A 14,575-nucleotide genomic window follows, 5' to 3' on the forward strand; every position below is an offset into this window, starting at 1 on the left:
CCAGTCAGTGCTATATGAAGCGCAAGGGAGTCCGGGAACATTTCATGAATGTACCCCTCGGCCTGCTCCAGATGACCGCGCTTCAGCCCCAGGCGGGCCAATATTCATATCAACGGGCATGTCATTGCCGGAGGCGGCCGAGGCTGCACGTTCGGCGATCCGAGCCCGATGGCCTGATCAGATTGCTCAAGCAGCCCTCTTACAACTCTATCCTCACCTATGGCTGCCTGCCCGAATATGGAAAGTATCGCGACCATCCATCTCCCGGAAACGAGACTGTCGCCGCAGCACAGGTTCTCGCTGCCGGATGCGAATAAGCCAAACCGCGGCCGGTTACCCTGCTTCTGGAGGGGCAGCGAGGAGGGCGTCCCTGAAGCCGCGGACCTGTTCAGTGAGGCGGACAAGATCGGATACCGGAGCGCCAATCGCTTGAGCAGGGTCGCCGCGAAGCATGTTGCGTCCCGGCGCAACGCAACGCCTTTCGAACGCAGCATTACGACGACCTGGCGCTCATCGTCCGAATTGCGTTGGCGTCGCACGAATTCCGCAGCTTCCGGACGCGTCACGAGAGGCGTTATCGTACTCGACTCCAGTGCGAGGCGATCGGCGACCGCTCCGACGGATTGCCCGTTCTTCTCCCAGAGCACGTTCATGACGAGATACTGCGGATAGGTGGTACCAAGCCGAAGCAACTCTTCGCAACGGGCTATTCCGCTTGTTTCCTTTTACCGAAGCGGCGATCACGTGAGATCGCCGTTGGTGTAGCGAGCGGCCGGAAGCGAACGCGAGAGGTTCGGCATCAAGGCATGGCGGGCGTTCTCGTAGGCTTCCCAGTCCGCGACATCGGGCAGCGAGGGGATCGTCACCAGTTCGCCCTGGTCCAGCCCCGCCAGGGCGGCGTCGACCATGTCCGTTGCCTTCATGACGATGCCGGACGGCAGGTGCTCGATCGGCGTGCCCGCCGCATTCCAGAACTCGGTGGCCGTGGCACCCGGCAGAACCGCCTGGACGTTGACACCGGTACCAGCCAGTTCCTTGTGCAATGACTGGGTCAGCGCCAACACGAAGGCCTTGGTGCCACCGTACACACCGTTCAGGACTTCAGGCGCAATGGCGCCGATCGACGAAATATTGACGATCAGCCCCTGTCCGCGGGCCACAAAATCCGGTAGCGCGGCATAGGTGAGTCGCGTGAGAGCGGTGACGTTCAGCCCGATCATCGCCTCCATCGCGTCGATATCGGATTGGAGGGCGGGCGCCGTCGCGCCGACACCGGCATTGTTGACCAGCGTGGTGATGCTGTGATCAGTCTTCAGGATATCTGCCACCCGGCGGACGTCTGCGTCCTGACCCAGATCGGCGGTTACGACCTCAACGGACCGACCGGTCTCGTCGCTGATCCGCGCCGCCAGTTCGTCGAGCCGTGCGCGATTGCGCGCGACCAGGATCAGGTCATAACCGCGTCGGGCCAGCCGGTCCGCGTAGATCGCGCCGATCCCCGACGATGCTCCCGTCACCAGCGCCGTTCCCGGATGTTGCGTTGCCATTACCTTGGTTCCTTTTCGATGCGAAGGCGTGATGCCGTCGCTGGGTGGGACCATAGGCGGGCTGGCTTTTGTCTTGAATGTCGTATAAGCGTCAATTCAAGACAAAGGAGATCGCGGCTATGCAGCGCGTCGGGTTCATCGTCTACCCGGGGTTCCAGATCATAGGTCTCGCCGCTGCGACGGCGTTCGAGGTTGCCAATCTCGTCAGCGATCCGCCGGTCTACGAAGTATCGGTCCACTCGGAGAGCGGCGGCACGATCCGGGGATCAGACGCCGTTTCGGTCGACAGCGCGACGTTGGACGACACGCATTTCGACACCCTGATCGTCTTGGGCGGGACGGGGATCCCCGATCCTTCGCCGGGGCTGGTGGAGCATATTCGGATTGCCGCCAGAAGCGTGCGTCGCCTCGCGTCGATCTGCACGGGTGCCTTCGTCCTGGCGGAAGCCGGATTGCTGGACGGTCGGCGCGCGACCACACACTGGCTTATGGCCTCCGAATTGCGCACCCGGTTTCCGGCGATCAAGGTGGAAGAGGACCGGATCTTCCTGATTGACGGCGCAATCTGGACCTCCGCCGGCATGAGTGCCGGGATCGACCTCGCGCTGGCGATGATCGAAAAGGATCTGGGCCGGGACATCACGCGATCAGTCGCGCAGAAGCTGGTGCTCTATCACCGTCGCGCCGGTGGCCAGTCGCAGCATTCGACCTTGTTGGCACTGGAACCGAAATCGGACCGGATTCAGAATGCCCTGGATCATGCCCGGCGCAATCTGCGGAATAGTCTGTCCGTCGAGGAGCTGGCCGAGGCCGCGCATCTCAGTCCCCGCCAGTTCAGCCGCCTCTTTCGCGCCGAAACCGGGGAATCTCCCGCCAAGGCGATCGAACAACTGCGCATCGAAGCCGCGCGCCTGATGCTGGAACAAGGTCGCCATCCGATTGAAGTCATCGCGCGCGAAACCGGCTTCGACGACCGCAACCGGATGCGCAGAGCCTTTCTGCGCGCCTATGGCGTGCCGCCGCAGGACATCAGGCGCAACCTCGCGGAGGCATAGGCCCGTCCGCCGCCCTTATCCACCGCCGATCATCAACAACCCGGCCCGCACGCCGTTTTCCAGGATCGCATCGGACTCGGCCCCCGGCCCGATCACGCGCGCCAGTTGCAGCGTGCCGATCATCAACCCATAAAGCGCCTGTGCGGTCGCCCGCCGCGCCGCCGGCGTACCGGCAGGCAGGCTGTCCGCGATCTGCCCGACGAATTCCTCGCACGCGGCACGGAAGGCATCGCGCGTTTCTTCCGGATGCCGGGCGATTTCGGCCGATAATGCGGCCGCGACACACCCCCCACCCGGATTGTCGCGATGAGACGGGCTGAGATACCGGCGCAACCAGATCTCGGGCGGCGCGCCATCGCGGATCGCCTGCACGGTGGCACCGCCGGCACTCTGGCGCATCATGTCCAAGGTCTGCCGGACCAGATCCTCTTTCGACTCGAAATGTGTGTAGAACGCGCCGTTGGTCAGGCCGGCATCCGTCATCAGCCCGGCAATGCCGGCAGCCGCGATCCCATCCTGGCGAAAGCGCCGGCCCGCCACGTCGATGATATGCCGGCGCGTTTCCTCCCGACGACCTTTCTGATAGCGCATCCGTCCCTCTCGTCCCTGCTGCCGGAATTTAGGTCCGCGCCTATTGCATTACAATCATAATTCTACATTATGATTGTAATGCAATAGGAGACGCAGACAATGAGGCTACGTGACAAGATCGCCCTGATCACGGGTGGCAACAGCGGCATCGGCCTCGCCACGGCCGAGCGCTTCATCCAGGAAGGGGCACGGGTCGCGATCACGGGTCGCGACCGGAAGACGCTCGATGCGGCAGCGGCGAAGCTGGGGCCGAACGCGCTCGCCATACAGGCCGACCTGACCGAGGACGGCGCGGCCGAGCGTGCGATCGCCGCCACAATCGAGCGATTCGGCGCACTCGATGTCCTGTTCCTCAATGCCGGGATCTCGGGCAGTACGCCGGTCGGGACGACGATCCGCGCAGATTTCGAACGCATTATCGCGACCAACCTGACTGCCGTCTTCTTCACCGCGCAAGCGGCTGCCCCTCACCTGAAGAAGGGTGGATCGATCGTTCTCAACGGATCGGTACACCAGGTACTGGGCATTCCGGGAGCGTCTGCCTATGCCGCAAGCAAGGGCGGGATCGGCGCGATGAACCGCGTTCTGGCATCGGAATTCGCACCGCGCGGCATCCGGGTGAACAGCGTGGTGCCGGGCGCCACCCGCACACCGATTTGGGCCGCACGCGCAACGACCCCCGAGGCGCTGGCAGCGCTGGAAAATGGCTATTCCCGCTCCATTCCGCTGGGCCATTTCGGCGAAGCCGTGGATATCGCCAACGCGGTGCTGTTCCTGGCCTCAGATGAGGCACGGCATATCACCGGCACCGAGATCGTCGTCGATGGCGGCACGATCGGCGCGCCTGCCGGCTCCCCGATTTTCCGCGCCGAAACGTAAGACGACCACGATGTTCGAGAGCGCCAATGAGAGGATCGCCGACCTCATCGAAATCACCCCGATCAGCGAGCCCCGCGTGGCGGATCGCAAGGCGCGGACGCGCGATGCCATCCTGACGGGACCGATCGCCGGAACATTGATGCGGCTCGCGCTGCCGACGATCGCCGTACTCCTGGCCCAGACGGCGGTCGGGGTGGCCGAAACCTACTATGTCGGTGTCCTGGGGACCGAGGCGCTGGCTGGCGTGGCACTGGTCTTTCCCGTCTACATGCTGATGGTCACCATGTCGAACGGTGGCCTGGGCAGCGGGGTGGCGTCGGCGCTCGCGCGGGCGATCGGCGCCGGGCGGCAGCACGACGCCGACGCTCTGGTGCTGCATGCCATTGTGCTGGCCGCGATCGCCGGCACGGTTTTTACCGTCGGACTGCTCTGCGGCGGTCCCGCGCTCTATGGCGCGCTGGGCGGGAACGGCGCGTCCCTGCGCGCGGCGCTGGCGTACTCGAATACCGTTTTCGGCGGCGCGGTCGCGATCTGGATCGTCAATCTGCTGTCGGCCACCTTGCGTGGGGCGGGGAACGTGAGGGTACCCGCACTGGTAACCCTGGTCGGGGCCGCGGTCATGATTCCGGCTTCTCCGGCCCTGATCTTCGGCTTCGGGCCGATCCCGCGTCTCGGCGTCGGAGGCGCCGGACTCGCGTTCGTGCTCTATTACGTCTGCGCGCTGATCGTCCTGTTACGCTACATGGCCTCGGGCCGGTCGGGCTTGAAACTGCGGATGGCACGCCTCGAATGGCGCCTGTTCGCGGATATCCTGAAAGTGGGCATCCCCACCGCATTGAATACGGTGCAGACGAATCTGACCGTCATCATCATGACCGGCGCGGTTGGAGGCCTCGGCGTCGACGCCATTGCCGGATATGGCATCGCCTCCCGGCTCGATTACGTGATGATCCCGATCCTGTTCGGCCTGTCCTCGGCCGTACTGACCATGGTCGGGATCGCGGTCGGCGCGGGACAGGCCGCGCGCGCGCGCAGGATTGCCCTGATCGGCGCAAGCGTGGGCGGTGCCTTCGCGGAAATCGTCGGGCTGGCCGTCGCCCTGGCCCCCACGCTCTGGAGCGGCCTGTTCACCGGCCAGGCCCCCGTCACGATAACCGCAACGACCTATCTGACGACAGTGGCCCCCACATACGGCTTCATGGCGGCGGGATTCGTGTTCGCCTTCGCCGTCCAGGGCGCAGGCCATGCCCTGTGGCCTTTTCTCGCCTATACCATGCGGACGGTACTGGCGGCGGGTGGCGGGATGGTCGTCGTGCATGTCTTCCACGCCGGAATGGCGGCTTTGTCAGCCACCGTGGCGATATCCTATATCGTTTTTGCCCCGATCTGCGGCGTGCCGATGCTGTCCCGGCGCCTGTGGCGCGTTTCCGTGAAACAGAATGCCACCTGACACACGAAGGCCATCGTGAAGCGCCGGCCATGCTCAGCGGCGCGGAGTGATATCGTCCTCCAGCTGACGGACACCGTCCAGCCGTCATGCTGTCGTACATCGCTTCATCCCGGCGCCCGCCGATGACCCTAATGCCGGCCGCCAGGTCGATCGGCCGGATGCACGGGCATCGGCGACATCATACGCGTTCGCCTCGGCGATTCCGGACCAGACCGCGTCATCTTCCAGCAATCCCGCGAACGCCCCGAAAAACGCGACGACCTGTGTGTTCGATCTGGTCGCCAGCGCCTTGAAGGCCGCCGAAGGGGCTGAGATATCGTCGCAGCCCCCGTCGGTCTGGCACAGCTCCAGCACATCTCCGGCCCGAAATTCATGCGCCAGGCCGGCCGCTACGGTGGCGGCACGGCCCGAGCTACCTCTTCGAAGCGTCCTTATCTTTGTTTTCGGGACGTAGGGAGTGCCGAAGGCACGCCCTACTCTTTGGTAGCCCCCGTGAAATCCTTCGCCACCTCCGGCTCGCCGCCGTCAGGCTCGTTCGTCGGCTTTATGCGATACCAGATCGCATAAAGCGCCGGCAGGAACATCAGGATCAACCCGGTACCGGCCGCCGTGCCGCCGATCAGCGTATAGGCCAGCGAGCCCCAGAACACCGATTCCGTCAGCGGGATGAAGGCCAGTACGGCCGCCAGGGCCGTCAGGATGACCGGGCGGGCACGCTGCACGGTCGCCTCGACCACCGAATGGAACGGATCGAGCCCCGCCGCCTGATTGACCTTGATCTGTCCGATCAGGATCAGCGTGTTGCGCATCAGGATGCCCGACAGGCCGATCAATCCCAGGATCGCATTGAAACCGAACGGCTGATGGAAGATCAACAGGGTCGGAACGGTCCCGATCAACCCCAGCGGAGCCGTCAGGAACACCATGAACATGCCGGAGATGGATCGGGTCTCGAACACCAGGACGACCAGGGTCAGCAGGATCATCACCGGAAAGATCGGCACCAGGGCCTTGTTGGCCTTTCCGGATTCTTCCGCGTTGCCGCCGGCTTCGATGCGATAGCCAGGGGGCAGCGTCGCGCGGACGGGCGCCAGAGCCTGATCGATCTCCGTCGTGACCTGCGGCGGCTGCAGGTTTTCGTCGATATCGCTCTGAAGCGTGATCGTCGGAATCCGGTCACGCCGGCGCAGGATAGGGTCTTCGGCACGGATCTCGACATGACCGATCTGGCTGAGCGGAATCAATTGGCCCGTGCGGTTGCTGATGGTCATGTTGCCCAGCTTCGCCGGATCCAGACGATCCTGCCCCGCGCTGCGGACCACCAGATCGACGGTCCGGATGTCCTCGCGGATCTGGGTCACGGGCACGCCCAGCAGCAGGAACTGGATCTGTTCGGACGCTTCCTGGGGGGACAGGCCGATCAGTTGCAGCCGCGCCTGGTCCAGCACGAAATGCGCCGTCTGCACGCGCTCGCCCCAATCGGCATTGACCTGCCGCGTATGCGGATTGTTCCGCATGATCGTGCCGACCTGGGTCGCGATATCGCGCACCCGATCCGCATCCGGTCCCATGATACGGAACATAACCGGGAAATGCGTGTAGGGGCCGAAGACGAACTGCGTCACGCGGATCCGGGCATCAGGCGCCATCCCCTGGGCCACGGCCTGGCGCATACGATCGCGCAAGCGGTCGCGGTCCCGGGCGCTGGGAGTCAGGACGACGATTTTGGCAAAGGACGGATCAGGCAATTCCGGGTTGTACGCCAGGAAGAAACGCGGCGCGCCGGCACCCACATAGCTGGTGACGATCTTTGCCTCGGGCTGCGTCTTCAGCCATGCTTCCACACGGGCCGTGACCCGCGTGGTGGCTTCGATGCTGGTGCCCTCCGGCATCTGCACCTCGGCCAGCAGTTCCGGGCGGTCCGAACTGGGGAAGAATTGCTGCCGGACGGACCCCATCCCGACGAAGGCCAGCAGGAACAACGCCAGCACCGCCCCCGCGACCATGAATTTGCGCCGCACGACCCATATGACGAGGCGCCGGAAGCGGCGGTAATTGGGCGTGGCGTAGATATGCTCATAGGCGCCCTCGATCCGCTTGATGTCCGGCAGCAGCTTGACGCCGAGATAGGGCGTGAACACCACGGCCACGAACCAGGAGGTCAGCAGCGCATAGCCGACGATCCAGAAAATGTTGCCGGCGTACTCGCCGGCGGTGGAGCGCGCGAAGCCGACCGGGGTGAAACCGATGATCGTGACCAGCGTGCCGGCCAGCATCGGGGCCGCCGTGTGGCTCCAGGCATAGGCGGCGGCCTTCGTGCGTTCGTACCCTTCCTCCAGCTTCACCACCATCATCTCGATCGCGATGATCGCGTCGTCGACCAGAAGGCCCAGCGAGATGATCAACGCGCCCAGCGTGATGCGGTCCAGCGCCCGGCCGGTCACCAGCATGATGACCATGACGATCGACAGCGTCAGCGGCACGGCTGCCGCGACGACGATGCCGACCCGCCAGCCCAGGCTGACCAGGCTGACGACCATCACGACGCCGAGCGCCACGAAGAATTTCAGCATGAACTCGCCGACGGCGGCATGAATGATGCCGGCCTGGTCCACGATTTTCGTCAGCGTGACCCCGACGGGCAGCCCCGCCCCCAGCGTCTTCTCCGCCGCGGCCAGGGACTGGCCGAGCTTCAACCCGTTCCAGTGATCCTGCATCACGACGTTCAGCACCAGAGTCTGGGCCCCGGCATGCCGGACAAGATAGGTCGGTGGGTCCTCGTACCCCCGCTCCACCGTCGCGATGTCCGAGATCTTGAGCGTCCGGCCGCCCGCCGCGATGGGGATGTCACGAATTTTCTGCAGGTCGTCCAGCGCGCCATCCAACCGCACGAAGACCTGCGGGCCGCGCGTATCGATCGAACCCGCGGCCGTCACCGCATTCTGACGTTCGAGCGCCGCGAACACGTCCTGCGTGCTGATCCCGAGCGTGACCAGTCTGGCATCGGAAAAATTGACGAAGATCCGTTCCGGCCGCTCGCCGACAATATCGACCTTGCGCACGCCCGGCACATGCAGCAGGCGCTGCCGCACCGTTTCGGCCTGGCGGACCAGCAGGCGTTCGGGCAGCCCATGGCCGTCCAGTGCGTAGACGGCGAAATCGACATCGGAATATTCGTCGTTGACGAACGGTCCCTGCACGCCCTGCGGTAGAAGAGGCATGGTGTCGTACAGCTTCTTGCGCGTCTGGTAGAATTGCTCGGGAACGGCGGCAGGCGGCGTGTTGTCCTTGAGCGTGACCATCATCAGCGCCAGGCCCGGCCGGGTCAATGTTTCCACCCGGTCGTACCATTGCAGTTCCTGCACCCGCTTTTCCAGGGGATCGGCCACCAGGTCCTGCATTTCCTGCGCCGTGGCGCCCGGCCAGACAGCGGTCGCCGTCAGGGTTTTGACGGTGAAGGCGGGGTCCTCGGCACGGCCGAGACTGAAGAACGCATAGGCGCCCGACAATGCCAGCGCCACGATCAGGAACAATGTGATCCCGCGCTCGCGCACCGCGAGGGCGGACAGGTTGAACCCGCTCATTGCATCGCGACCTTTGTCGAGGCGATCTGGACATGCTCGCCGACATGCAGAGAGTGGCCGCCGGCCGCCGCAATCAGCATGCCCGGGCGAAGATCCGCACCGGGGACGACCGTCGCCGTATCCTCGCCGATATGTGCGATCTGTACCGGATGAAAGCTGACTGTCGAAGCCAGGCCATCCACGCTCCAGACGCCGGGCCCCTTGCCCTCGTCATCGACGGCGCCCAACGGCACGACGAGCGCGGGCGGATCGTCGCTGGCTTCAGGCAGGTGGACACGCACCGTCGCCCCCAGCGGCGCGTCCGCGCCTGGCCCGTCCATGACGTAACGGGCCTCGAACGTGCGGGTACGCGGGTCGGCGGCGTCGGACAATTGCCGCAGGTGCGCGGGCACGCGGGAACCCTCGTCATACAGTTCGGCTTCCGCCGCGGAATGCAGCATCGGACGCACCCCTTCCGGCAGGTCGATCGCGGCCTCGCGCGGGCCGGCATGTGCCAGCACGATCACGGTCTGACCGGCCGCGACGACATGCCCCGGTTCCGCCAGGGTCTGGACGACGACACCGTCTTCATCCGCGCGCAACAGGGAATAATCGTCCTGGTTGCGGGCAATCTTCTCCTGCGCGATCGCCGCATCCAGTTGCGCGCGGGCGCTGTCCGCTTCGGCCTTTACCTGGTCGTAGGCCGAGGCCGCCACGGCACCGGTCGCGACAAGACCGCGATAGCGACGCTCATCCGCCGCGGCCTGGACCCAGCGGGCGCGCAACGATGCCACGCTGCCGACCTGGGTCGTCACGGCATGGAGGTAATCCGTCGGGTCGAGGCGCATCAGCACCTGCCCCTTTGAGACAGTCTGTCCGGTGTCGACCAGGCGTTCGACGATCTTGCCGGACACGCGAAAGCCGAGATCGCTTTGGACGCGGGCCGCTACGACCCCCGTGTAGACATGCTCGGCAGTCGCTGCGGGTTCGATCCGCACCGTCTCCACGATACGGTCGGCCGTGCGCGGATCAGGATCGTCTTTGGGCTTGCAGGCCGACAGCCCGAAAACGGTGCAGATGCCGGCCGCTGCAAGAAAGGATAGGCGTGTTCCAGCCATGTTCGGGCTCCCAGCGGGTTTGGAAGCCCAAATTGTACACGAGTGACCGTATTGTCAATTGGTCACATTAAGCCTCGTACCAAATTCACGGTGCGAGGCTTCTCAAGACGAGACTGGCCAGCGTCGCCGCATCATCGTCCAACGTGTCCATGTGCTGCTCGAGCAGAAGGGGGTGATAGATCGACTGCAGGACCAGCATGATGGCGTGACAGGTCTCGTCAACGGGCGTCTTGCGCTCGAACTCGCCGCCCTCGCGGCCTTCGCGGATCAGGTGCTCGACCATGCCGCGCAACGCATCGGCGAAACTCCGGGCAGACGCCCATTCCTCCTCCACCGCCGAATAGACGATGTCGTGCAGTTTACGCTCGTGCGAAAACAGCGTGACCGTATTGCGCGCCAAAGCGAGGAAAACCCTGCGCATTCTGTCGGAAGCCGGCTTGTCGTCGTCGACGATCGCCTGGATATCCGCGCGCATCTTGCCATGCTGGAGCGCGCAGATCGCCTCGCCGATCGCCTTCTTCGACTCGAAGAATTTATAGATATAGGCCTTCGACAGACCGATGGCGTCGGCCAGATCGGCCATCGTGGTCTTCTTGTACCCGTAATGCCCGAAATGCGCGATGGCCGCCGTCATGATCTGATCCCGGCGCTCGTGATCGACCGGGCCACGTTGTCCAGTGTGAGGCGCGCGCATCCTGTTTCCCCTGGCTGAATTTGACCTCTTAGATAAGACACGGGCGGTGAATTGACAACGAGTGACTGATATGTATATCAGTCACTCGACTACAGCCGGACAACGCGTGTCCGACGCTCATCGAAGGTCGAACGCCATGAATTCCACACTTCCTGCAACAAGGCGCAACACGGCACCCCCGCGCCACCGGGCAACGACCGGATTGCTGAAGCCGGCCATGACACTCTCCCTGGCCATGATGATGTCCGCCTGCGCGGTCGGCCCGGATTACAGGGCGCCGGATGCACGTCTCCGTCCTTTCCACAGCGCAGCAGCCATCGACGCCCGCCACGCCACGGCGGCGCCGTCGCTCGACACGTGGTGGGAGGGATTTCACGACCCCGAACTGGTACGTATCGAACAGCGTGTGCTGACCCAGAACCTGGACCTCGCGGCCGCCATGGCCCGCGTCCGCCAGGCGCGGGGCGCCGCGGAAGCAGCTACCGCACGCCTGTTGCCGACGCTGGATTTCGCCCCGCAGGCCTCCGCGAACCGGTTGTCCCAGGAGGGGCTGATCGGCCATGTCGTACGGACCGTCCCCGGTTTCCACCGTGACTACCGCACCTATGACGTCAGCGGCGCGGCAAGCTGGGAAATCGATCTGTTCGGCGGCCTCAGGCGCGGGCAGGAAGCCGCACGGGACGAGGAAGAGGCCGCGCAGGTGGAACGTGTGGGTGAGCGTATCACCGTGGCGGCCGACGCCGCCGACGCTTATTTCCAGATCCGGGGAGACCAAGCACGGCTCGCCGTCGCGGAAAGGCAGATTACCGTGGACACCCATCTGCTGGATCTGGTCCGCCAGCGACGCACACGGGGCATTTCGAACGAGCGGGAACTCGCCCAGGCGGAGGCTTTGCTGCAATCCGCGCGCCAGACCGTGCCGTTGATCCGCATCGCCCTCGAAGCCCAAACTAATCGTCTTGACGTGCTGATGGGCGCTCAGCCCGGCACCTATGCCGCCGAGTTGGGAACGCCGTCCGACATTCCAGCCATTCCGGCCATCGGCGCCAGCGACAAGCCCACGGACATGTTACGTCGCCGACCGGACATTCTGGCTGCGGAGCGCCGTCTGGCGGCATCGAACGCACGGATCGGCGAGGCGCTGGGCGATTACTATCCCAAATTGTCACTCACCGGAATTCTGGGCTTTCAAAGTCTCAGTCCCAACAGGCTTTTCACAGCACCCGGTTTCCAGGCGACGGGCTCCGGAGCAATTCGCTGGCGGATCTTCGATTTCGGCAAGATCGACGCCGAGGTGCAGCAGGCCCGTGGCGCCAATGCCGAGGCCCTGGCGCATTACCGGCTGACGGTCCTGCATGCGGCCGAAGATGTAGAAAATGCTTTCACGACCCTGGTACAGACGGAGCAGCGCACAGGCGACTTGCAGACTGAAGTCGCCTCGCTGACGCGCGCGCGCGATCTTTCCCAGCAATCCTTCCAGGCGGGCGTCATTCCTTTGACGGACGTGCTCGACGCAGATCGGCAGCTTCTGGACTCGCAGGACCAACTTGCCCTAAACCGGGCAAACGCGGCACGCGCAGCCGTAAGTTCATTCAGAGCGTTGGGCGGAGGCTGGCCCACCTGACGGAGTTGATCCGGCAGACGTGGCAGAAGATAGACTCTTTGCTCTTTTGCATGATGATCGTCCTGCTTGCACACGCGCTCGCGTCATGCAAAGCGCAGATTTTGAATATTTCAAGCTTGCCGTGGAGGCCGGCAGTCTGACAAGGGCAGCCATGATTCATGGCATGAGACTTTCTACCTTCGCCCGTGCCACCGACAGGCTCGAAGATGAGTTGGCGTCACCTCCCGAAGCGAAACCACACCGGCATTCGTTTGACGGCAGCCGGGAACGTGACAATTTAGAGAGTTTCTTTTTTTCTTGATGGTCTCAATGAGGTCAAAACCTTGGGCAGGACACTTGGGGCGGACCGCCGGGGAGTTGCTCGGATCGACAGCCTGCCACCTCCAGCCGACGGGAGGTTCAAGCTTGCATTATCCGTTTAGAAAAGAAAATATTCTCTTCCCAGACATTGTTCGTGTCCGCGATAAAGACGAAGTCCATCAGCCCCCGTTCGGCGACCTGCGCGATATGCGTCAGGTTTTCGGTGCTGACGCTGGCCTGGGGATGTGCTTCGGAGGATGGCACCAGGCGCCGATATGGCGCCCCGACGGTTCGAAGAACAACCCCTTCTTCATTTTTTCGTGCATTCATGGACCCGATTCACCCTTCGGAAAACAGGACGATATTTGAAAACGGACAGCAGATAGTGTGATACGCCATGTTTTACACAACCCTGTTTCGCAAAGGCGTCCCGTTTTCCATATGGGTTATATTGTCGAGCAGGATGCTACGACGTTGCGCGCATAGAACTGGCTGTCACCCGCATGAAATTCGACCGCCCGTGGTCCTCATGAGGGGACCACTTCAGGGCTATGGAGGCCCGGCCAGCGATCCCGCCAAAGCGCCGGGACGCCGCCGTTTCCTACCCGCAAATGAGCTTATCGCAACCGCCATCTGGTGGAAAATCTTGGGGTTCGCCTGAAGGAATGGTGTGCCGTCACAACCCGATATGAAAAGACCGCCGCCTCATTTAGCCGCAGATTGGATCAAGGTCTAACGGGCCCTAAATATTTTTCATCTCATCCATATCGGTGGTTTTGAAAGCATGCTCCACGACCCGAACACCAGCACTCATGTCGCGAGCGTTTCCGGCAGTCATGACGCGTGCCGCCTGGAAAGCCCTTGGCGGTGTAATTCATTTGGCGTGCCCTCAGGGACAGCCTCGTGACGAAGACAGCACAATCGGTCAAAGCACCATCACATTAAACAATCCATGTGGCAGAGACTCTTTTACATTTTTGTTTTTAGAAGCTGTCGCTTCATCAACGGCGCAGTGGCGACGGGTGGGTTTTTCTCTGCTTATGCCATTGCGTATGGCGCCATGTCAGAATGACAATAATTATAGAAGGGACAGCATGAACACCATCGCGACACATGATGGGCCGGCGATTGGCGGCACTCCTCTTCTTGACGCCAGCGATTGCGCGCTGGTTCTGGTCGACGAGCAGGCAGGCCTTGCCTTTGCCACCGGATCGGCCGATCGCCAAGTCCTGCGCAGCAACGCAATCGCGCTTGCCCGTACCGCGACAACCTTCGGTGTGCCGGTGGTCGTCAGCACCTCCGCATCGAAGGTTTATAGCGGCCCGCTGATGCCGCCGCTCCGCGCCGTCCTGCCCGACGTAACACCGATCGAACGACGCAGCATGAATCTGTGGGAGGACGGAGCAGCGAAGGCCGCGGTGATCGCGACAGGTCGCAAGATACTGGTGGTTGCAGGACTATTGACGGAGGCCTGCGTCAGCTTCCCCGTGCTATCAGCCCTTGCCGAAGGCTACAAAGTCCATGTCGTTGCCGATGTCTGCGGTGGCCTCACCGCGGCGAGCCATGACGCTGCCCTTCGGCGAATGGAGCAGGCCGGGGCGGTGATGACGTCTTGGCTTCAACTGCTGCTGGAGTTCCAGCGTGACTGGACACGCCATGAAACCTATGAAGCCGCGCGATCGATCGTCGTCGATCATGGCGGGGGCTATGGCATCGGTCTGGACTATGCCCGTGACATGATCAAGCCCGCATAA

Annotated in this window: 13 protein-coding genes; 6 read left to right on the plus strand and 7 right to left on the minus strand. The window is 63.3% G+C overall.

Features of this window, described 5'->3' with window-relative positions:
* Positions 1-104: 104 nt before the first annotated feature.
* Both QN315_RS05855 and QN315_RS05860 read right to left on the minus strand, forming a co-directional pair.
* Positions 105-692: a transcriptional regulator, SarA/Rot family gene (locus tag QN315_RS05855; RefSeq protein WP_408904591.1), complete on the minus strand. Its 588-nt coding sequence runs from the start codon at positions 690-692 to the stop codon at positions 105-107.
* Positions 693-740: 48 nt separating this feature from the next.
* Entirely contained in the window at positions 741-1,547 is an 807-nt protein-coding gene (locus tag QN315_RS05860; protein ID WP_323992084.1) for an SDR family oxidoreductase, read from the minus strand.
* A gap of 119 nt (positions 1,548-1,666) precedes the next feature.
* Here QN315_RS05860 and QN315_RS05865 point away from each other — a divergent pair, with 119 nt between their 5' ends.
* Positions 1,667-2,602 (plus strand): GlxA family transcriptional regulator, encoded by a 936-nt coding sequence (locus tag QN315_RS05865; protein WP_323992086.1) that lies wholly within the window; start codon positions 1,667-1,669, stop codon positions 2,600-2,602.
* A gap of 15 nt (positions 2,603-2,617) precedes the next feature.
* Here the strand turns inward: QN315_RS05865 and QN315_RS05870 are convergent, their stop codons facing one another.
* A complete protein-coding gene (locus tag QN315_RS05870; protein ID WP_323992088.1) occupies positions 2,618-3,193 on the minus strand; it encodes a TetR family transcriptional regulator in 576 nt (191 codons plus the stop codon).
* Positions 3,194-3,292: 99 nt separating this feature from the next.
* Here QN315_RS05870 and QN315_RS05875 point away from each other — a divergent pair, with 99 nt between their 5' ends.
* Together QN315_RS05875 and QN315_RS05880 are read left to right on the plus strand one after the other, a co-directional pair.
* Positions 3,293-4,072, plus strand: a complete 780-nt coding sequence (locus tag QN315_RS05875; protein WP_323992090.1) for a glucose 1-dehydrogenase — start codon at positions 3,293-3,295, stop codon at positions 4,070-4,072.
* 10 nt (positions 4,073-4,082) lie between these two features.
* Entirely contained in the window at positions 4,083-5,522 is a 1,440-nt protein-coding gene (locus QN315_RS05880; RefSeq protein WP_323992092.1) for an MATE family efflux transporter, read from the plus strand.
* Positions 5,523-5,995: 473 nt separating this feature from the next.
* On the opposite strand, the gene QN315_RS05885 is transcribed toward QN315_RS05880, so the two are convergent.
* The 3 genes from QN315_RS05885 to QN315_RS05895 all read right to left on the minus strand — a co-directional run bounded on the left by QN315_RS05885 (position 5,996) and on the right by QN315_RS05895 (position 10,837).
* The gene (locus QN315_RS05885; protein ID WP_323992094.1) at positions 5,996-9,106 is read right to left on the minus strand and encodes an efflux RND transporter permease subunit; all 3,111 of its coding nucleotides are present in this window, start codon (positions 9,104-9,106) and stop codon (positions 5,996-5,998) included.
* Entirely contained in the window at positions 9,103-10,203 is a 1,101-nt protein-coding gene (locus QN315_RS05890) for an efflux RND transporter periplasmic adaptor subunit (RefSeq protein WP_323992095.1), read from the minus strand. Before QN315_RS05890 ends, QN315_RS05885 begins: the two co-directional genes overlap by 4 nt.
* Positions 10,204-10,288: 85 nt before the next feature.
* Complete coding sequence (locus QN315_RS05895; RefSeq protein ID WP_323992097.1) at positions 10,289-10,837, minus strand: TetR/AcrR family transcriptional regulator; 549 nt, start codon at positions 10,835-10,837, stop codon at positions 10,289-10,291.
* Positions 10,838-11,114: 277 nt separating this feature from the next.
* Between QN315_RS05895 and QN315_RS05900 the strand changes: the two genes are divergently transcribed.
* Complete coding sequence (locus tag QN315_RS05900; RefSeq protein ID WP_323992099.1) at positions 11,115-12,521, plus strand: efflux transporter outer membrane subunit; 1,407 nt, start codon at positions 11,115-11,117, stop codon at positions 12,519-12,521.
* Between the two features lie 19 nt (positions 12,522-12,540).
* Entirely contained in the window at positions 12,541-12,822 is a 282-nt protein-coding gene (locus QN315_RS05905; RefSeq protein WP_176638388.1) for a LysR family transcriptional regulator, read from the plus strand.
* Between the two features lie 98 nt (positions 12,823-12,920).
* Here the strand turns inward: QN315_RS05905 and QN315_RS05910 are convergent, their stop codons facing one another.
* Entirely contained in the window at positions 12,921-13,151 is a 231-nt protein-coding gene (locus QN315_RS05910; RefSeq protein WP_176638389.1) for a hypothetical protein, read from the minus strand.
* 764 nt (positions 13,152-13,915) lie between these two features.
* On the opposite strand from QN315_RS05910, the gene QN315_RS05920 reads away from it, so the two are divergent.
* The gene (locus QN315_RS05920) at positions 13,916-14,575 is read left to right on the plus strand and encodes a hydrolase (protein WP_176638390.1); all 660 of its coding nucleotides are present in this window, start codon (positions 13,916-13,918) and stop codon (positions 14,573-14,575) included.

This window comes from Nguyenibacter sp. L1, from assembly GCF_035199985.1.
In the GTDB taxonomy this organism is placed as follows: domain Bacteria; phylum Pseudomonadota; class Alphaproteobacteria; order Acetobacterales; family Acetobacteraceae; genus Gluconacetobacter; species Gluconacetobacter vanlangensis.

Excerpts from the sequence above, each read along its gene's own strand:
- QN315_RS05860 (WP_323992084.1), bottom strand. The coding sequence starts at position 1,547 with ATGGCAACGCAACATCCGGGAACGGCGCTGGTGACGGGAGCATCGTCG.
- QN315_RS05865 (WP_323992086.1), top strand. The coding sequence starts at position 1,667 with ATGCAGCGCGTCGGGTTCATCGTCTACCCGGGGTTCCAGATCATAGGT.
- QN315_RS05870 (WP_323992088.1), bottom strand. The coding sequence starts at position 3,193 with ATGCGCTATCAGAAAGGTCGTCGGGAGGAAACGCGCCGGCATATCATC.
- QN315_RS05875 (WP_323992090.1), top strand. The coding sequence starts at position 3,293 with ATGAGGCTACGTGACAAGATCGCCCTGATCACGGGTGGCAACAGCGGC.
- QN315_RS05880 (WP_323992092.1), top strand. The coding sequence starts at position 4,083 with ATGTTCGAGAGCGCCAATGAGAGGATCGCCGACCTCATCGAAATCACC.
- QN315_RS05885 (WP_323992094.1), bottom strand. The coding sequence starts at position 9,106 with ATGAGCGGGTTCAACCTGTCCGCCCTCGCGGTGCGCGAGCGCGGGATC.
- QN315_RS05890 (WP_323992095.1), bottom strand. The coding sequence starts at position 10,203 with ATGGCTGGAACACGCCTATCCTTTCTTGCAGCGGCCGGCATCTGCACC.
- QN315_RS05895 (WP_323992097.1), bottom strand. The coding sequence starts at position 10,837 with ATGACGGCGGCCATCGCGCATTTCGGGCATTACGGGTACAAGAAGACC.
- QN315_RS05900 (WP_323992099.1), top strand. The coding sequence starts at position 11,115 with ATGACACTCTCCCTGGCCATGATGATGTCCGCCTGCGCGGTCGGCCCG.
- QN315_RS05910 (WP_176638389.1), bottom strand. The coding sequence starts at position 13,151 with ATGAATGCACGAAAAAATGAAGAAGGGGTTGTTCTTCGAACCGTCGGG.
- QN315_RS05920 (WP_176638390.1), top strand. The coding sequence starts at position 13,916 with ATGAACACCATCGCGACACATGATGGGCCGGCGATTGGCGGCACTCCT.